This window comes from Mycobacterium asiaticum (genome assembly GCF_001668675.1).
In the GTDB taxonomy this organism is placed as follows: Bacteria; Actinomycetota; Actinomycetes; order Mycobacteriales; family Mycobacteriaceae; genus Mycobacterium; species Mycobacterium asiaticum_D.
This window is the reverse complement of record NZ_LZKQ01000209.1, coordinates 1-18,390: the sequence shown is the minus strand read 5'-3', so window position 1 is coordinate 18,390 and position 18,390 is coordinate 1. Positions and strand designations below refer to the sequence as shown.

The window sequence follows — 18,390 nt, the reverse complement described above, 5'->3', positions numbered from 1 at the left end:
TATTCCTATTAGGAATACCACATCGGGTGCCTAATGTCACCGCACCCCGCCGAGCAGACGCAAAGGTCCCCTGAAATGTGAATTTCAGGGGACCTTTGCGTCTGCTCGCGCTACCCCGCGCTACCCCGCGCTACCCCGCTACCCCGCTACCCCGCGCTATAGGGCGCGGGCGGCTGAGCGGCCGGCGCGGCGGCCATAGAAGCTGCCGTCGCCCAGCGAGATGCCGCTGGCATAACCCCAGGCGGCCAGGCCGGCGGTCGAGCGGCCGGCGGCGAACAATCCCGGGATGGGTTCACCGCTGACGTGCAGCACCTCGGCCTCCAGCGAGGTGCGCAACCCGCCCAGGGTGAAACCACCGGTGGACTCGCGCAAGTCGACCGCCCCGATTGGCGACCCGATGGGCCGCAGCCACTGAGATTTCTTGTGCAGCAACGGGTCCTCGCCACGCGCGGCGCCCTCGTTGTAGGCCGCGACGGTCGCCTGCAGCGAGCCGGGCGCCAGGCCCATTTCCGACTCCAACTCGGCGACGGTGTCGGCGACCCAGGTGGCCGCACGCAACATGAACTTGGGCGACCACGACGCCATGGCCTCTTCCTGCGAATCGCTGTCGATGACCAGGTAGGCGGTGTTGTCCTGGTGATAGAGGGTGAGCTGTCCGATCCGCCCCGGGTAGGTGTCTTCAGGGACATAGCGCTGGCCGCGACCATTGACCAGAATGCCGCGCACCAATTGCTGGGGGTCGATGAAGATCGCGACCTCGGTGGCGTCCATGTGCGCCAGGTCGGCGCCCAGCGCCTGGGCCATCCGGATCGCCTGCCCGTCGTGCTGCTCGATGGATGCCGCGGGCCGCCCGGCGATCCGCGGCGCATACTGCGCAACCATCGCGTCGTTATAGGCGAAACTCCCCGTGGCCAAGACGATTCCGCGGCGAGCACGGATATTCATACCCGTGCCGTACCGCCGCGCCCGGATGCCCACCACCCGGCCATCGGCGGCCACGATCAAGGACTGCACGCGGACGTCGTAGAGCGCCCTGACGCCGGCCGCGGCGGCCGTTTCGACCAGTGGCTTCATCAGCATGTAGCCGGCGCTGGCTTCGCCCTGCTTCTTGTTGGACATCTGCGGGACGTGACCGCGCGGCGCCGGGGTGGCGATGGTGTTGAACGGCCACGAATTCTCCCCGCCGCTGTACATCAGGCCTTGGTCGCCCATCGGCTCCCAGCCAGGCTCGGCGAAGAACTCGGCCTTGAACGGCACGCCGCATTCGACCAGCCAGTCGAAGTGGGCGACGCTGCCGGCGCAGTAGTCGGCGATGCGTGTTTCGTCGGCGCCGGGACCCATGGCGGCGTTGAGGAATGCGGCCATGTTCTCCGCCGAATCGGTGAATCCGCAGGCCTGTTGCAGCGCGGTGCCGCCGCCGAGGTAGATGAACCCGCCCGCCATCGACGCAGCTCCGCCCCACGAACCGGTGCGTTCCAGCACCAAAACGTCGGCGCCGGATCTGGCCGCCTCCACGGCGGCCGCCGCCCCGGCGATCCCGTAACCGGCGATGACGACGTCGGCCTCGTGCTCCCAGTCGGTGATCGTGCTTGCCGGTACAGGTGTGACGTCACGGTCGATCATTAAGCTAAGGAGTCCCTTCTGTCACTCGCGTCACCCGGAGTGCGTGTTGTCGCTGCAAGGCGGGCACATCGGCACATGCCCGGAAACACGTGACGCATGAGGCTCTTGTGACACGCGGCCCAAAACTCAAGGCCGCATCGCTGCGGGCATCTCGCCGACCCACTGATGGCCCCAGTAACTGTCCGCGGTGATTTCCTCTGCGGTGTAATAGGTTTCGTCGACCCGCATCCCGTCGGTGCCGAACTCGATGTCCCAGTCGCCCGGTGTGCGGACATAGAACGACACCATCTTGTCGTTGGTGTGCCGGCCCAGGGTCGAGGACAACTGGATGCCTTCGGCGTTCACCCGGTCCAGCGCCTGCCCTACCGCGTCCAGGGTGTCCACCTCCACCATGACGTGCACGAGTCCCGGGTCGCGCTGATGCATGGCCGGGCAGATCGCCAGGCTGTGATGCCGCTCGTTGATGCCCAGGAAGCGGACCCGGATCGGTCCGAACTCCGGCGGCGCCGGCACCCGGAACGCCCCACGCGACCGGAAACCGAGCACTTCGGTGTAGAAGTCGAACAAGCCGTTGGGGTCCATCGCCGGCACCACGACGTGGCCGAGACCCTGGGCGCCGGTCACGAACTTCGCGCCGAAGGGGGTGACCACCGGGCTGTGATCGAGCACCGCACCGTGGAACACCTCGAGCGTGATGCCGGCCGGGTCCTGGAAAGTGATCACCTCTTCGACGCGGCGGTCGTCGGCCTCCTGCTGGGACAGTTCCTTGACCGCCACCCCGGCGCCATCCAGGCTCGCCTTGACGCGTTGCAGCGCCGCACGGTCGCGCACCTCCCAACCGACCGTCATCACCCGGTCGGTCTCACCCGGAACGACGATGATGCGGGCCGCACGCTCATCCATCCGCAGATACAGCGCGGAGCTGTCGGTGCCCTTACCCTGCGCGAACCCCAGCACCCCGAACGCAAAGTGCCGCCATCGTTCGATGTCGTTGGTCGAGACAGTGATGTAGCCAAGGCTTTTCAGGTCACTCACGCTCAAACCTCCCTAGATCAAAGCCCGCAGCGGACCCATCGGCGGTTCCACGCCGAACGAGCTCAATGCCGACGCGTGGTAGGTCGTGCCGGGCATGTGAATGGCATGCAGCTGCCCGACGTGCACATCGCGCCAATACCGCTGCAACGGCTTATCCATCCGCGATGCATTGCCACCCGAGCGCGCGAAGATCTCGTCAACCGCCGACACCGCCCGCCACACGGCGCGGATCTGGGTGCGCCGGCCGGCGGCGCGATCCGCGAACGACACCTCCTTGCCGGCAGCGACCATGTCGTAGATGCGGTCGGCGTTGGCGAGCAACTCCTGGCGGGCCGCGTTGATGTCGGCGGCGGCCTCACCAATCGCGTACATCACGTACGGGTCGTCCTTGATCGCGGTGCCCGTGGCCCCGACGCGCTCGCGCTGGTAGTCCAGGTGCGCGGCCAGCGCACCCTCCGCGATGCCGATGGTCGCCGCGGAAATGCCCAGCGGGAACATCGTCGACCACGGCATCAAATACAGCGGCTCGGTCATGCCCGCCTCGCGCTGCGCGGTGCCGTCCATCACCTTGGTCGCGTCCATGGTCCGGTAGGTCGGGACGAACGCGTCTTTGACGATGACGTCCTTGGAGCCGGTTCCGCGCAGCCCCACCACATTCCACGAGTCGTCGACGATCTCGTAGTCCTTGCGCGGCAGGATCATGTGCAGCATCTGCGGCGGCATCAGCGGTACGCCCTCGGGGTTGGCGAGCATCGCCCCCAGGATGATCCAGTCGCAATGATCGGTGCCCGAGCTGAACTGCCAGCGTCCGTTGAAGATGTAACCCCCGTCCACCGGGCGAGCCACACCTTGCGGCGCGTACGGGGACGCCATCCAGGTGTCGACGTCGTCGGCCCAGATCTCGGCGGCGACCTTGGGATCCGCGTAGGCGAGCTGGTAGGGGTGCACCCCGACCACGCCGACGATCCAGCCCGCCGCGGGGTCCAGGGCGGCGGTGGCCATGGTCGTCTCGGCGAACTCGCGGGGATGGACCTCGAAACCCTGGTACTGCTTGGTTTGCAGCAGCCGGATCAGGCCGGCGGACTTCATCATCTTGACCGTGTCGTCGGTCAGCCGCCCGATGCGCTCGGCTTCGGGGGCCTGCTCCCGCAATTGGTCGGCGATTTGCACGACTCGGTCGAGTACCCGCTCGCTCATGCTGTCGTCCTTACGTGTGTGGTCGTGCTTCTGTGTTTACTCCACTCGGCGTTCCGACTCACCGCCGATCCCGGTCAGCGGACGAAACGCTGGGTTCGGCGCCCCGCAGGACCTACCGTGGGTGGTTGTGAACACTCTGGACGCACTGGTGGTGGGCGCCGGGTTCGCCGGTCTGTACGCCCTGCACAAGCTGCGCGGCCAAGGGCTCTCGGTGCGGGTGATCGAGGCCGCGCCCGAGGTCGGCGGCACCTGGTACTTCAACCGGTACCCCGGCGCACGCTGCGATGTGGAGAGCGTCGACTACTGCTACTCGTTTTCCGAAGAACTGCAGCAGGAATGGGACTGGACCGAGAAATACGCCACCCAGGCCGAAATCCTGCGCTACCTCAACTGGGTCGCCGACAAACTCGACCTGCGCCGCGATATCTCGTTCAGCACCCGGGCGGTCTCGGCGGTGTTCGACGAGAACGCGATGTGCTGGTCGATCACCACCGACACCGAGCAGACCTTGACGGCGCGCTTCCTGCTGATGGCCACGGGCCCGTTGTCGGACGCGATGACACCGGACTTCAGTGGCCTGGACACCTTCGAGGGCGAGATCCTGCACACCGCCCGGTGGCCGCACCACCCGGTGGATTTCACCGGCAAGCGGGTCGCCGTGATCGGCACCGGATCCTCGGGCATTCAATCGATTCCGGTCATCGCCGAGCAAGCCGCACAACTCTACGTCTTCCAGCGCACACCTAATTTCAGCGTTCCGGCGGGCAACCGCAAGCTCTCGGCGGAGGAGCTCGCCGAGATCAAGGCCGGTTATGCCGAACGGCGCCGGATTTCCTGGCGCAGCGCGGGCGGTTCACCGCATATCACCGCGTCGAAGCCGACCATGGAATACACCCCGGAGGAACGGCGCGCGGCGTTTGAAAAGCGTTGGCACCTTGGCGGAGTGCTGTACTCCAAGACGTTCCCCGACCAAATGACCGACCTGGCGGCTAACGACGAGGCGCGCGTCTTCTACGAAGAAAAGATCCGCGCCGTGCTGAAGGATCCGCGCCTGGCCGATCTGCTCATCCCGAACGATCATCCGATCGGTACCAAGCGAATCTGCACCGACAGCAACTACTTTCAGACCTTCAACAAGCCCAATGTGTCGCTGATCAGTGTGCGTGCGACCCCGATTGAATCGGTGGACGCCACCGGCATCAATACCACGGACCAACACTACGACCTCGACATGATCGTGTTCGCAACGGGTTTCGATGCGTTGACGGGCGCGCTGGGCAAGATCGACATAGTCGGCCGCAGTGGTGAGTTGTTGCGTGACAACTGGACGCACGGGCCGCGTACATACCTGGGCCTCGGCGTCGACGGCTTCCCCAACCTGTTCGTCATATCCGGTCCGGGAGCACCGGCCGTGCTGGCGAACATGGTGTTACACGCTGAGGCGCACGTGAATTGGATCGCTGATGCCATTGCCTACCTCGACGACCACGGTTATGCCGCCATGGAACCAACTCGGGACGCGGTAGACGGCTGGGGTGTCGAGTTGGCCCGGCGCGCCGACGCGTCATTGTTCACCAAGGCCAATTCCTGGTATATGGGCGCCAATGTGCCCGGCAAACCCCGCGGCTTCATGTTGTTCGTCGGCGGGTTCGCGGCGTACAACGACATCTGCGCCGAGGTCGCCGACGCGGGTTACAAAGGATTCGACCTGATCAAGAAGCCATGTTGACCGGACTGCGGGACAAGGTCGTGCTGGTGACGGGCGCGGCCCGCGGCACCGGTCGGGTGCATTGCCAAAGGTTCGCCGACGAGGGTGCCGACGTGATCGCACTCGACTTTCCCGCGGCCGCCGACGATCTCGCCTCGCTGGCAACCGAAGTCGAGAACCGCGGCCGGCGCTGCGTGACCGGCCCGGCGGACGTCGCCGACCTGCAGGCCGTGACCGCGGCCGTGGATGCCGGCGTCGAGCGGCTGGGTCGGCTGGACGTCGTCCTGGCCAACGCCGGCATCCACACCCCGGGCCGGCCCACCTGGGAGCTCGACCCGCGGGACTGGCAGCGCACGCTGGACATCAACCTCACCGGCGTCTGGCACACGGTGAAGGCGGGAGTGCCGCACATCGGCGCCGACGGCGGCTCGGTCGTGATCATCAGCTCCACCAGCGGGCTCCGCGGCATGGCCAACGCCGCCCACTACACCGCCACGAAGCATGCCGTGGTTGGCCTGGCCCGAACGCTGGCCAACGAACTGGGGCCGCGCGGTATCCGGGTCAACACCGTGCACCCCGGTGCCGTCGCAACGCCAATGGTGCTCAACGAGAAGACGTTCCGTCGGCTGCGGCCGGATCTGGACAACCCGACGGCCGAGGACGCGGCCGAAGTGCTGCGGGCGCGCAACCTGCTACCGGTGCCGTGGGTGGAGCCGGTCGACGTAGCCAACGCGGTGGTGTTCCTGGCCTCAGATGCGGCCCGCTACATCACCGGCACCCAGCTCGTCGTCGACGCCGGCCTGACACAGAAGACGACGTGAGGAGACGACGATGACCGACCGCAGCAGGTACGGCCCCTGGGCGCTGATCGCGGGCGGCTCGGAAGGGGTCGGCGCCGAATTCGCCAAACAACTCGCGGGTGACGGCTTCGACCTGGTGCTGATCGCCCGCAAGCCCGAACCGCTGGCCGACACCGCCGCCCGCTGCCGGGAAATCGGCGCCCAGGTGCGCACTATCGCGGTGGATCTGCTTGACCCCCAAGCGGTTGCGCGCATCGCCGAAGAGACCGCCGACGTCGAGGTGGGTCTGTTGATCTACAACGCCGGCGCGAACACCTGCCGCGAGCTGTTCCTGGACGCCGACCTCGCCGCGATCGGTCGGGTCATCGATTTGAACGTGACCCGGATGCTGGCGCTGGTGCAACAATTCGCACGGCCGATGCGGCAGCGCGGCCGAGGCGGCATCATCCTGGTCGGGTCGATCGCGGGGACTTACGGTTCGATGCGGCAATCGGCGTATACCGGAGTCAAGGCTTTCGGCCGGTTGTTCGCGGAAAGCCTGTGGCTGGAATTGCGCGACCACAACGTCGACGTGCTCGACCTGATGCTGGGGGTCACCCGCACGCCGGCCATGGAGCGGGCCGGGCTGAATTTCGACGTGCCGGGGCTGTCCGTCTCCGATCCGGCCGACGTGGCTCGCGAGGGGTTGGCGAACCTGGCCAACGGGCCGGTGTTCGTTGCCGGCGACAACGCCGCCGCGGTGCGGTGGGGCAGCGGAACCGACCGAGCCGCGATCGTCCTGGGCGCGCATCAAAGGGTCCAGGCGCTGATAGGGGGTTCCGCATGACCGACATCGACGTCCTTGCCGAGCGGCTGCGCAGGCTCGAGGACGAACGGGACATCGCGAGGTTGATCGCCGCGTACGGCCCCGCGGTCGACGCCGGCGACGCCGACACCGCCGCACGGCTGTGGGCCGTCGACGGCACCTATGACGTCGAAGGCTGGCGCATGCAGAGCCGCGCCGACGTGCACGCCATGGTGAGTTCGCAGCATCACCAGAACCTGGTGGCCGACGGTTGCTGTCATTTTCTGGGACCGTGCGTGGTGACCGTGGACGGTGACTCCGCGGTGGCGGTGTGCGAATCGCTGGTGTTGGTCCGCGACGGCCAGGGCTATCGGGTATGGCGCTGCACCGCAAACCATTTCGTGTTGGCGCGCGGGGAACAGGGATGGCGGATCGCCGCGCGCACCAGTCGCGTGCTGGACGGCAAAGCCGAGGCGCACGCGCTGTTGACCAGGGGCCTGGCCGGGGCCGTCTAGCCGCGCGACAGGAACGCCAGCACGGTGCTCTCGAACGCGTCCTTTGCCTCGATCATCGCCCAGTGCCCACAGTTGGGGAACACGTGCAGCTCCGCGTTCGGGATGGTGCGCATCGGAACGATCGCCATGTCGAGCGGGCTCACCCGGTCGTCGCGCCCCCAGGTCAACAGCGTGGGTGCGGCGACCTTGTGCATGACCGCCCACGGCATCGGCCGGTCGGAGGCGTTCATCGCCGCCATCATCGCGGCATAGGCGGCCTTGCCGTACATCCGGCGTGCCGCCGCCAACGTGTCCGGATCGGTTGCCAGCTGCCAGCGCTCCTCGATGAGTTCCTCGGTGACCAGGGACTGGTCGTAGACCATCGACTTCAGCCAGTCCACCAGCCGCTGCCTGGTCGGATCCTCGGTGAATTCCTGCAGCAGCCGAATGCCTTCGCTCGGACCGGGACTGAAGGTGTTGGTGCCGATCCCGCCGATGGTCACCAGGCGGCCGATGCGATCCGGATGCCGGATGGCGAAGTTGATGCCGACGCCGCCACCCATCGAGTTGCCGACGATGTGGGCCCGGTCCACCCCGAGCGCATCCAGGAACGGCGCCACCACACCCTGAGCGGTCACCATCGGATGGCCACCCAAGTCGTCGGTCACGCCGAACCCGGGAAATTCCAGGATCAGGCAACGGAAGTGCTCGGCGAACACCGGCAGGACACCGCGGAAGTTCCGCCAACCTGTCACGCCCGGACCGGATCCGTGCAGGAACAACAACGTCGGGGCTTGCGCGCCGCCGGCGTCGTAGTAGCGCAATGTGCCGTTCTCGGTGCCGATCTCGCGTAGGTCAGTTTCAGCAGTGTTGGCCACGTAGGTCACCCTGCCATGCCGCGGTTGCGGGGTTGCGTGTCACCCCGCGTGGCGCAGCTGGACGACGCGGTATCCGGCCCGCGGCTCGACCCGCCGGACGGCGGTCGCGGTGAGCATCGCGCCCCAGGCGCGGGCGGCGCCGTGCCGCATGGCCGCCGGGTTCCCCGTGGTGAGGTAGACCCGCTCGGCGCGGTCGGCCGTCCGTGCCTCTGGATACCGGTAGGCGATCGCGGCCGCCAGGTGCTCGGCCGGGTCGATGAGCAGTGCGTTCGGCAGCGCCTCGGCGAACCACTGGCGTGCGGCGGGGTAGTGCGTGCAGGCGAGCACCAGGGCCTCCACCTCGTGCAGCGGCGCCACGATGTCGGCCAGGTCGGCGCGGAACCGTCTGGAGCCGGCGCGGCCGGCTTCGATGTGCGCGGACAGCGGCTGCGCGACGCGGCTCAGGACTCCCCGCCCCGGGCGCGCGAGGCCGCGCCGATAGAGCCCCGCATCGATGGTGCGCAGGCCGCCGACGACCCCAACCAGGCTGAGATCTTCGGGTACGGACGCCAATCCGTGGGCGATGATCCCCTCGACCGGGACCGGTGCCGCACCCAACCGCGTGACCACGGTGCTGGCGGCGTTGCAGGCCAGCACGACCTCGGTGGCGCCGCGCTCGGCAAGGTGGGTGATCACGGTCATCAGACGATCGGTCAGCTGGTTGGCGCTCATCCGGCCGTAGGGTGTGGCTGCCGTGTCCGACCAGTACAGCACCGGTAGGCCGGGAGCCAGCCGGTCCAGCGCGTTGACCAGCCCCACACCGCCGATGCCCCAGTCGATGATGCCCAGCCGGGCATCGGTTGACGTGGCCATCACGGGTAGGAGAGCGGGGCGGTCTGCCCCTTGGTCAGGGGGCCGGAGTCGAACGCGATCACCCGCGCGGACATGGTCGCCGTCAGCGTCTGGATTTTCGCGCCCGGGAATCGGCTGCCGAAATACCACCGATACTCGTGTTCGGCACGGATAGGGTTGTGTTGCAACATATTCCGCCAATCTGGGTGATGGGTCAATGCGGCGAGGTCGTGGGCGAATTGGGGTCGGGCGCGGCGAGTCCGTAGGTGCGCGACGGCCGATCGGGCCAGGATGCGCAGCTCGCGCAACCGCACCGGTTGCTCGACCATGTCGACCACCCACAGCCGGCCGCCGGGCGCGAGCACTCTGCGGATTTCGGCCATCACGGGATCCCAGTCCAGGTATCGGAAAGACAAGAAGGAGATCACCACGTCGATGTGGTCGTCGGGCACATCCAACGCGGGCCCATTGACCTTGCCGAATCGCAGGCGGGCACGGTCGCGGCTGCGTTCACGTGCCCGGGCCAGCATGCCCGCGGAGCTGTCCACGCCGACGGCGAAGTCGATGTCACCGTTCTCGTCCAAGGCGCGTAGCAAAGACCCATTGCCACAACCGATTTCCAGTACACGGAGGCGTCGGCCGAGGTCGGCGTGCAGGCCGGCCAGCCGGTTGGCCACCCATTCCCATTCGGCTTCACGGACCCGGATGTCGGCGTAGGCGCGGTCGTACAGTTCGGCGACGCGATCGTAAGAGCGTTCCGGATGCGTTGCGGCGGGCAGGCTTTGCACCATCGGCTCGGCGGCGCAGCCGAGATACTTGCGCGCGCTGCCGGCCCAGCCGTGCGACTTCTTGCCGGGAGCGGCGATCATATAAAGCTTCGGGCGGGCCGCCGGATGGCGACCCGCCCACGCAAACCGGTCCTTGCGCGTGGACACGGTGGTGTAGTTGTGGTTGCCGAACGCGGCGACGCCGAACACGTCGGCGAAGAACGGCGTGAACCAGCGCGCCGTTCGGCAGGCGTGGAAATACGCTTGAGCACCGGCGGCGAAGGGGATCGTCATGTCCCGCCACTCATGCGGGGAGAACTGCTCGGGCCAGTCGGTGGAGCCGAACATCGGCCCGTACATGCCGGAATGGCTGATCAGGTGCAGCTGGCTGATCTTTCGGCCGGCTAGCGCGAGCCGGGTGAGTTCGGCTTCGAAGTCGGCCTTGCGGTGCAGACCCGAGACGATGACTTCCGCGTCGGGATTCTCGTCGGCCAGTTCGCATCCCATGGTGGCCGCAGCCACCGCGAATTCGGCCGAGCCGCCGCGGTAGTGGGTGGTGTGCGCGACCCAGATGACGGGCTTCTGCCGGCTCTTGGGCGCGACGGCGGCGAACGGGATGCGCGGGTGGTCGCCCGCTGGGATCCAGGCGCCGAAGTCGCCGACGAGTTCGAGCACCTCGGCGCGCTCCATGTCGAAGACCCGCATTCCAGCCGGCGGTGGGCTGTAGAGGTGCAGGGTGAGCCCGCCCGCCTCGGCGGTCATGTCGTGGATGTCTTCGGGTGAAACCGGGATGGTGGTGGCTTCTCTGCGTAGGGCTTGCTCGGCGACGAACAACTTGGTGTCGTCCCAGTCGAACCGCCGCTCATGGAAGTTGCCTTCGACCGCGACGACGAAGCCGCTCGAGCCGCCGTGGTCGTGCGGCGCGCAACTGCTTTCCGGACGCCAGCGTGCGAGCATGATTTCGACCTCGTCGTTGACCCGCAGGACCGAGCGGGAATACGGCTCGCCGTCCTTGGGGTCTCGCGCCAGAGCAGACAGCAGCGGCCGCGCCGCGTTGGCGCGGGCCAGCAATTCGGGACCGGGGGTCTCACCCCGGACCGCGACCGCGGCCAGTGCGTCGAGTAGGGGAGCCACGTCCGCGAGCCCGTCGTGCCTGGTTATCGGCTCGTGGTGGGCGATGTCGGTCATGGTCGACCCCCTTTCGACGACCAAGCTGGGGTTGCCACCGCGATGGTTCTGGTTCGTCGTTTTGCCTGTGTTGTTACCAACCCACACGCTTGCGCCGAGGCCTTGAAGGATCCTTGGAGGATTCTTGGAACGCTGGACACGGGCGGGCGTCCAGCGTGGGCCTTCTGGCGGCGCTGGGCGCGTTTTACCTGCTTAGGGCCCACGCTTGGCGGGGATTGGGACGGCGCGGTATCTCGGATGTGTCGATCAGCGACGGTTTTATCAACCGGCCACGAGACGCTACGCGCGAGGTGCGGCGCCCGCGCGCATGAGTTCGGTGCGCGTCTGGTCGATTTGGTCGTAGGCGTAGTTGGCCATGGCGGCCGTGCTCATGTTCCCGCCGAGTTGCGCGCACCTTTCGTACGTTGCATTTCCCAACTCGGCACGCAGCCGCGCTATCACCGTCTTGAGCTCGGGCACCGACTGCGCGGTCACCGGACTGAACGCAAATCCGGCCAGAGTCGCAGCCGGCTCGTGTCGCCCCAACCGCTCGAAGAAGGCGGCAAGCAGAGCCAGCGGTGTGCTCATCATCGCGGTGCTGCCCGCCTCGTGATGATTGCGAATGGCCACGGTGAAGAAGTCCAACGCGGCTAGCGGGTCGCCGTGGTTGGCTTCGACGCGGCACAGGACGGCCGCCAAATGAGACACAGCACTGCGGTTGCCGGTTTCCTGGGCGATCGACAAGCCGCGGCGCATGACCTTCATCGCCCGCGCGGGGTCGGTGTCGCGGAAGGCGAAGCCATCGGCAAGCGCCGCAAAGCAGACCGCGAACGGATTTCGGGTGGCCTGGGCGGCCTCGAGCAGCCCGTCTGACAGTGCCATGGCCTCGTCGCTGGGACCTTGGATCGATAACGCCAAGATGAGGCATCCCCGGGTGAGGGTGAGGATATCGAGGCCGCGGGCCAACTGGGTGCGGGACAACGCGATTCCACGGTCTGGCCTTCCACTGACGGTGAAAGCGCCACTGGGCCATGCGTGCAGACCGTAAGGCACTGTGTTTGAACAGTTGTCGAGCATCTGCACGGCAATTTCGGCATACCGGAGCGCGTCGGTGAATCGTCCGGCCGAATAACACATCGACGCCAGCACATGGAGGAAAGTTGCCCTGGGATGATCGACGGCGCGGGCAGTCTCCAACAGCTCTTCAGCCCAGGTGATCGGTTCGAAATTGTCCACCGAGTAGCCGAGAAAGGCGGCATTCTCGGCGATCGCGGCGGCATTGTCGATAACCTCGTGGTCGGCCGCCCAGCGAAAAGCGATACGCAGATTGGCCAGCTCGGCGGTGAACCATTCGTAGGCTTCGCGTTGATCGGGACTGTCCCACACGGTCATGACCTCGGTGCTCCGCTGGGCGAAGTGCTGGGCGTGCGCGCCCCGAACCTCCTGTGCTACACCGCGGCCCGCTAGTTGTTCCTCGGCGAACTCACGGATCGTCTCGAGCATCGAGTAACGTGTCCGTCCCGCCCTTCGGTCGACGGTGACCAACGACTTGCGTACCAACGCATCCAGCAGATCCAGGACTTCGTAGTCGTCACCGCCGGATCCTGCTACCGCGCAGGCGCTTTGCAGGTCGAACCCGCCGGCAAATACCGAACAGCGTTCCAGCAGCAGTTGTTCCGCGGGGTCGAGGTGGTCGTAGGACCACGCGACGGCGTGCCGCAGGGTTTGGTGCCGGCCGAGACCGCGTCGCGAACCGACCAGCAGCCGGAAGCGGTGGTTGAGCCGGTCGCGAACCTCGATTGGCGACATTGACGCCATCCGCGATGCCGCCAATTCGATCGCCAACGGTATCCCGTCCAGCCGCCGGCAGATCTCGACCACCGCGGTAGCGTCGTCGGCTTCCGCGACGCTGAAATCCGCCGAAACGCTCTGCGCGCGTTCGACGAACAGGCTGGCGGCGGGAGAGGCGATGCCGTCGCCCACGTCCAGCGATGGCACCGACCACGACTGTTCGTCGGCGACGTCCAGCCGTTCCCGGCTGGTCGCCAGGATCCGTACGCTCGTCGAACGCGCCAGCATCTCCTCGATAAGATCGGCCGCGGCATCGCGGACATGCTCGCAGTTGTCGAACACCAGCAGCCGAATCCGGCCCTCCAGCGCGGCGGCCACACTCTCGGTCATGTTCTTGCCCGGCTGCTGGGTGATGCCCAGCACCGCGGCCACCGCGTCGGGCACCGCGCCTGGATCGGAGACCGCGGCCAGCTCGAAAAACCAAACCCCGTCCGGGAATTCGTCGGACATGCGAGTCGCGACCTCACAAGCCAAACGGGTCTTGCCCACCCCGCCGACGCCGGCCAGGGTCACCAGCCGGTGCACCTTCAGCGCGGCGCGCACCTGGTCGACCTCGGATTCGCGTCCGACGAAACTCGTCAATGAGGGACGCAGATTGCCGGGACTGCTGTCCAGCGCTCGTAATGCGGGAAACTCGAAGCGCAGGCCCGGCGCTCGCACCTGAAACACCCCGACCGGCGTGGACAGGTCCCGCAGTCGCCGGGGACCGAGCTCCACCAGGTCCACTCCGGTGACCAGCGCCGCCGTCGAATCGGTCAACAGGATCTGCCCGCCATGTCCGGCGGCCATCACCCGCGCGGCGCGATTGAGCACCGTGCCGAAGTAGTCTGCGTCGCGCAGTTCCGCTTCTCCGGTCGCCAAGCCCATCCGTACCGGCAACTCGAGTGCCTGCTGCGCGGCGACGGCGGCGTCGACGGCGGATCGGGGAGAGGCGAACGCCGCGCACACTCCGTCACCGGTGTGTTTGAACACGTACCCGCCGCGGGTTTCGATGGCCTGACGCAGCGCCCGGTCGTGAGCGGCTAACGCGGTCCGCATGCCCTGGGCGTCCGACTCCCACCGACGCGTGGAACCTTCCACGTCGGTGAACAGGAACGTCACAATCCCCGTCGGCCAATCCTGTGGATCAGCGCTCACCCACGCAGAATGCCACAGCGAACGTCCAGGTGACAGACTTCTCCCGTGTCCGGAATCGACTTCACCTCGGTGGCACCGATTGTGCCCGTCCTTGACCTCGACGCCGCCCTCGACCGCTACCGCCACCTCGGCTTCGATGTGCGCGGCTACGAAGGCCCGGAGCGGTACGGCTTTGTCGACCGCGGATCGGTGTCAATGCACCTGACGGAATGGGCCGAGCACGACCCGTTGAGTACCGCCTCGAGTGTGTATCTCTATGTCAGCGACGCCGACGCCCTCTACGCGGAGTGGCGGGCTCTGGAAAACCTCGGCGGCCGCCTGCACCCGCCGCACGACACCCCGTACGGCTTACGGGAATTCGCTTACGTCGACCCCGACGGCACGCTGCACCGCGTCGGCTCGAGGCTTTAGCTGTTGCGGTAGATCTTGATCGCGGTGGTGATCATCGGGATCTGCAACGGCAGCCGGGCCAACGCGATGGCCCGCATGTACCACGGCTTGTCCCACCACAGCCGAACCATATTGAGGTTGCCCGGGTAGACACCGATGAACAACGCAGCCGCCGCCGCGGCCACGGGACGCCGGGTGCTTGGCGACAGCAGCAGCGCTCCGATAATCAGCTCGGCGACCCCGGATGCGTAGGTGTAAAACCGTGCGCTGAAAGGAAGCTCGGCGGGGATGATGCCGTCGAACGGTTTCGGCGCCAAGAAGTGCAGGGTGCCGATGCCGAGCAGGCCGATCCCGACGCGCTGAGCGGAGGTCTGCGTTGAGTCGCGCTGAACGAGCGCTTCGGTGGTCATGGATGCCATTCTTACCGCCGAACTTGTGCGCTCACGACCGGGTGGCGCGACGGTTGATCTCCCGTGCCACCCAGGAGGGTGCGAGGTTGGCGACCGCCATCAACGCCTTGCCCTGCGTACCCACCGCATAGTGCGGACCGTGGGGGAGGCGCGGTCGGCCCCGCGCGATCTTCAGGATGGACTCCGCGACGTCGTCGGCAGTCAGCGACACTCCCATGGTCCGGGTGCTTCCGGTGTCCACGCCACTGACCATGCCGGTGTCGACGAACAGCGGCCACACCGCGCACACCCTGATATCGTCTGCGACCCATTCCAATTCGAGTGCCTCGGTCAGCCCGCGGATGGCGAACTTGGACGCGGAGTACGCCGCCAGCTCGGCCTGTCCGTACATGGCCGATGCCGAACACACATTGATCACCTGGGCGTTGGGCGTCGACCGGAGGTACGGGTAGGCCGAATGACAGCCATTGAGTGTGCCACCCACGTTGACATCGATGACCTTCCGCTGGGCAGAGAGAGGGATCTCGGCAAAGCGCCCCGATTCGAGGATGCCGGCATTGTTGATCAGCACGTCCAATCCGCCGCCGGTGCGCTCGGCGAGCTCACCCAGGCGGGTGGCCCATGCGTCGGCGTCCTGCACGTCGAGGGAATCGACCACCGCCTCCGGCCGCAGCTCGGCACGCAGAGCCTCCAGCGCCGACGGGTTGCGGCCGTAGGCGGCGACGCGGTACCCCGCGCGGTCGAACCGGACGGCTGTGGCCCGGCCGATCCCCGCTGTGGCACCGGTGATGGCGACGGTCTTGCTGGTCATGGTTTGCCTCCCTGCCATCCCTATTGCCGTCTGGCGGGCGTTCAACCTCGGGAAACGGCACAACCCGGACGTAGGATCCCGGAATGGCTAACCAGGTCGGCGGCGACGGGTACGGGCCGGACGAACTCGATCGGGACACTTCCGGGCGGCACGGGTCGGGCGAGCGCCGCGTCGCGGGTTGGCAACGGGCGCTGCGCTGGGTCGCCTGGCTGGCGTTTCTGGGGATCGCCGTCAAGAACTCTGACCGGCCGTCCTTCGGCGCACTGGAGTTTCTGACACTGGCAATCGCGATCGGCGTCAGCGTCTGGTGCCTGGCACGGCCGCTCGGCGGGCCGCAGGTCGACATCGAGAACCCGGTCCAGGCGCGCGGGACCTTCGTGTCGAAGACCAGCTGGGGGCTGGTGTTGCTGGGGGCGCTCCTCACGATCGGCGGCGTGGGCGCCATCGGCGCGATCGGCTACGACCTGTCCAGCGGGCGCGCCACCATCGGGGACGTACTGCACGACATCGCCATCTTCGTCGAGGGCTGGCTCGCTGAGATGTTCACCAGCTACGCCTACGACGCGGAGCTGGAGAAGACGCACGCCTATGCGCTGTTCGTGCTGATCGTGCCCGGTCTGCTGCTGCTTGGTTTCAACCTCGTCCCGTTCGTGCGGCGCGGTCGGGAGTTCCGGGTCGAACCCGACGCCTCGATCTCGATCCGCACCACACGGGGCTTCGAGCCACTGCTCGAATACGAATATTCCGGCGTCATCGCCGACGGAACCACGATCCGCTTCACCCCGGCCACACCCCAGGCAACGGCCATCGTCCTGCCCCAGGCGCGGGTGTTCTGCCGGGAGAACGGGGCGCGCCTGGAAGCGGCCATCAGCGGCGAACTCATCGGGCAACGACTGGCCCGGCGCGGGTTCACCGTCGACGAGATCGACAGCAAACGCGGCCACTTTCGCGCCCGCCGTGGCGGTCCGGGCGCGGTCTAACATGCACAGGGACACACACGGAAGTCAGGAGATCCGATGGTCCAGATCCACATCGAACGAACGATCGCCGCGCCCGTGGAGAAGGTATTCGACTGGCTGGCGGATCCGGTGAGCCTGGCGGCCGCACCGTTGGTGATCAAGTCGGGCTGGGCGAAGGACTCACCGGCTCCGGGCGCGGGAGCCGTCCGAGTGGTGCTGGGCACCGGCATGTGGTTCCGCGAGGACATCACCGCCTACGACCGCCCGAACAAGTACTCCTACCTAATCGTTCGGTCGATTCCGGCGTTCAATCACGACGGCGGCACGCTGACCTTCACCCCGTCCGGGAACAGCACCAGCGTCGACTGGCTGACCAACTACACGCACCCACTGTATGCGGGCGGCAAGCTGCTGGAAAAGGTCAGCCGCCCGCTGTTGCGGTCCAGTTTCGAGGCGATCCTGACGGCCTGCGCCAAAGCGCTGGAGAGCTGAGGGTGACGCGCGCTCAGGGACGCACCTTCGTGGTGACCGGTGCGGCCTCGGGCATCGGCCTGGCCACCGCGCGGCGCCTGCTGGACGACGGCGGCACCGTCGTCGGCGCGGACCTGAGCGCGCCACCCGACCTGGGTCCGCAGTTCCGCTTTGTGACGGCCGACGTCACCGACGAGGCCGCGGTGGCGGCGGTGTTCGCCGCGGTACCCGACCGACTGGACGGGGTCGTCCATTCCGCCGGGGTGGCCGGCGGCGGGCCCGTTCATCTGCTCCCGCAAGCCGAATGGGACCGGGTGATCGGGGTGAACCTGACCGCGACGTTCCTGGTCGCGAAGGCGGCGCTGGCAAAGATGATCGAGCAGCCGCGGGTCGACGGCGAGCGCGGTTCGATCGTCACGCTGGCCAGTGTCGAAGGGCTGGAGGGGACCGCGGGCGGCAGTTCGTACAACGCCGCCAAGGGCGGAGTTGTGTTGCTTACCAAGAACATTGCGCTCGACTACGGTCCCAGCGGCATCCGGGCGAACGCCATCTGCCCGGGTTTCATCGAAACGCCGATGCTCAAGTCCGTGTTCGAACTGCCGGGAATGGATGGGCCGCTGGACTCGATCACCAGCGAGCACGCCTTGCAGCGCTTAGGCCGGCCGGAAGAGATCGCGGCCGTAGCGGCTTTCCTGGTTTCCCCGGACGCCTCGTTCGTGACGGGCCAGGCCATCGCCGTCGACGGCGGCTACACCGCCGGACGTGACCATGGGGTGGTCAAGTTGTTCGGGCTGCCCGACTGATCAATTGCCTTTTCCGCCTTTGGGTTTCTTGCCGTGCTTGCCCGGGGGCCCTGGGGGCGGCGGCGGGGCGGGTTCCGGCGTGCTGGCGACCGTGTTCGCGGGTGCGACGGTTGTGGTCGGTGGTGGCATTGGGGCGGTGGTGCCCGCCGGCGACGGCGCGGGCGTCGACAAAGACGGGCTGATCACGATCAACAGGACCGCGAGCACGAAGGTGGCCAGCAATGCCGCCGCCCACAAGCCGCGCCGCGAGGGAGGCGCCTCAGGTGGTGCGCCG

General features: G+C 67.2%; 17 protein-coding genes and 1 pseudogene. 9 read left to right on the top strand and 9 right to left on the bottom strand.

Annotated elements, in window-relative coordinates; translation table 11 throughout:
• Nucleotides 1–156: 156 nt before the first annotated feature.
• From A9X01_RS17435 to A9X01_RS17425, 3 genes are all read right to left on the bottom strand, one after another.
• Complete coding sequence (locus A9X01_RS17435) at nucleotides 157–1,623, bottom strand: FAD-dependent oxidoreductase (RefSeq protein WP_065121934.1); 1,467 nt, start codon at nucleotides 1,621–1,623, stop codon at nucleotides 157–159.
• Nucleotides 1,624–1,749: 126 nt separating this feature from the next.
• Nucleotides 1,750–2,658, bottom strand: coding sequence for a biphenyl-2,3-diol 1,2-dioxygenase (gene bphC / locus A9X01_RS17430; RefSeq protein ID WP_065121933.1), 909 nt, complete (start codon nucleotides 2,656–2,658; stop codon nucleotides 1,750–1,752).
• 12 nt (nucleotides 2,659–2,670) lie between these two features.
• Entirely contained in the window at nucleotides 2,671–3,855 is a 1,185-nt protein-coding gene (locus tag A9X01_RS17425) for an acyl-CoA dehydrogenase family protein (RefSeq protein ID WP_065121932.1), read from the bottom strand.
• Nucleotides 3,856–3,976: 121 nt separating this feature from the next.
• Here A9X01_RS17425 and A9X01_RS17420 point away from each other — a divergent pair, with 121 nt between their 5' ends.
• From A9X01_RS17420 to A9X01_RS17405, 4 genes are read left to right on the top strand one after another with little or no spacing between them, the layout of a single operon-like run.
• A complete protein-coding gene (locus A9X01_RS17420) occupies nucleotides 3,977–5,584 on the top strand; it encodes a flavin-containing monooxygenase (RefSeq protein WP_065121931.1) in 1,608 nt (535 codons plus the stop codon).
• Nucleotides 5,581–6,384 (top strand): mycofactocin-coupled SDR family oxidoreductase, encoded by an 804-nt coding sequence (locus A9X01_RS17415; RefSeq protein WP_081282444.1) that lies wholly within the window; start codon nucleotides 5,581–5,583, stop codon nucleotides 6,382–6,384. Before A9X01_RS17420 ends, A9X01_RS17415 begins: the two co-directional genes overlap by 4 nt.
• A 10-nt stretch (nucleotides 6,385–6,394) precedes the next feature.
• The gene (locus A9X01_RS17410; RefSeq protein ID WP_065121929.1) at nucleotides 6,395–7,189 is read left to right on the top strand and encodes an SDR family NAD(P)-dependent oxidoreductase; all 795 of its coding nucleotides are present in this window, start codon (nucleotides 6,395–6,397) and stop codon (nucleotides 7,187–7,189) included.
• Nucleotides 7,186–7,662: a nuclear transport factor 2 family protein gene (locus A9X01_RS17405; protein WP_065121928.1), complete on the top strand. Its 477-nt coding sequence runs from the start codon at nucleotides 7,186–7,188 to the stop codon at nucleotides 7,660–7,662. Before A9X01_RS17410 ends, A9X01_RS17405 begins: the two co-directional genes overlap by 4 nt.
• On the opposite strand, the gene A9X01_RS17400 is transcribed toward A9X01_RS17405, so the two are convergent.
• From A9X01_RS17400 to A9X01_RS17385, 4 genes are all read right to left on the bottom strand, one after another.
• Complete coding sequence (locus A9X01_RS17400) at nucleotides 7,659–8,519, bottom strand: alpha/beta fold hydrolase (protein WP_065121944.1); 861 nt, start codon at nucleotides 8,517–8,519, stop codon at nucleotides 7,659–7,661. The genes A9X01_RS17405 and A9X01_RS17400 overlap by 4 nt on opposite strands.
• A gap of 39 nt (nucleotides 8,520–8,558) precedes the next feature.
• A complete protein-coding gene (locus A9X01_RS17395; protein WP_065121927.1) occupies nucleotides 8,559–9,371 on the bottom strand; it encodes a glutamate racemase in 813 nt (270 codons plus the stop codon).
• Nucleotides 9,371–11,305: a methyltransferase domain-containing protein gene (locus A9X01_RS17390; RefSeq protein ID WP_065121926.1), complete on the bottom strand. Its 1,935-nt coding sequence runs from the start codon at nucleotides 11,303–11,305 to the stop codon at nucleotides 9,371–9,373. The genes A9X01_RS17395 and A9X01_RS17390 overlap by 1 nt, the downstream gene beginning before the upstream one ends.
• 279 nt (nucleotides 11,306–11,584) lie before the next feature.
• On the bottom strand, nucleotides 11,585–14,272 hold the full coding sequence (locus A9X01_RS17385; protein WP_065121925.1) for an ATP-binding protein: 2,688 nt from the start codon (nucleotides 14,270–14,272) through the stop codon (nucleotides 11,585–11,587).
• 54 nt (nucleotides 14,273–14,326) lie between these two features.
• On the opposite strand from A9X01_RS17385, the gene A9X01_RS17380 reads away from it, so the two are divergent.
• Nucleotides 14,327–14,683, top strand: coding sequence for a bleomycin resistance protein (locus tag A9X01_RS17380; RefSeq protein WP_081282443.1), 357 nt, complete (start codon nucleotides 14,327–14,329; stop codon nucleotides 14,681–14,683).
• Here A9X01_RS17380 and A9X01_RS17375 read toward each other — a convergent pair.
• Together A9X01_RS17375 and A9X01_RS17370 are read right to left on the bottom strand one after the other, a co-directional pair.
• Nucleotides 14,680–15,072, bottom strand: a complete 393-nt coding sequence (locus A9X01_RS17375; RefSeq protein ID WP_065121923.1) for a DoxX family protein — start codon at nucleotides 15,070–15,072, stop codon at nucleotides 14,680–14,682. The two genes, A9X01_RS17380 and A9X01_RS17375, sit on opposite strands and share 4 nt — an antisense overlap.
• Before the next feature lie 31 nt (nucleotides 15,073–15,103).
• The gene (locus A9X01_RS17370; RefSeq protein WP_065121922.1) at nucleotides 15,104–15,883 is read right to left on the bottom strand and encodes an SDR family oxidoreductase; all 780 of its coding nucleotides are present in this window, start codon (nucleotides 15,881–15,883) and stop codon (nucleotides 15,104–15,106) included.
• Between the two features lie 83 nt (nucleotides 15,884–15,966).
• Between A9X01_RS17370 and A9X01_RS17365 the strand changes: the two genes are divergently transcribed.
• The 4 genes and pseudogenes from A9X01_RS17365 to A9X01_RS17350 all read left to right on the top strand — a co-directional run.
• A complete protein-coding gene (locus A9X01_RS17365; RefSeq protein ID WP_065121921.1) occupies nucleotides 15,967–16,863 on the top strand; it encodes a hypothetical protein in 897 nt (298 codons plus the stop codon).
• A 36-nt stretch (nucleotides 16,864–16,899) separates the two neighbouring features.
• Entirely contained in the window at nucleotides 16,900–17,334 is a 435-nt protein-coding gene (locus A9X01_RS17360; protein ID WP_065121920.1) for an SRPBCC family protein, read from the top strand.
• A 2-nt stretch (nucleotides 17,335–17,336) separates the two neighbouring features.
• On the top strand, nucleotides 17,337–18,116 hold the full coding sequence (locus tag A9X01_RS17355) for an SDR family NAD(P)-dependent oxidoreductase (protein WP_065121919.1): 780 nt from the start codon (nucleotides 17,337–17,339) through the stop codon (nucleotides 18,114–18,116).
• 37 nt (nucleotides 18,117–18,153) lie between these two features.
• Nucleotides 18,154–18,390: pseudogene (locus A9X01_RS17350) on the top strand (hypothetical protein); the annotation flags it as partial.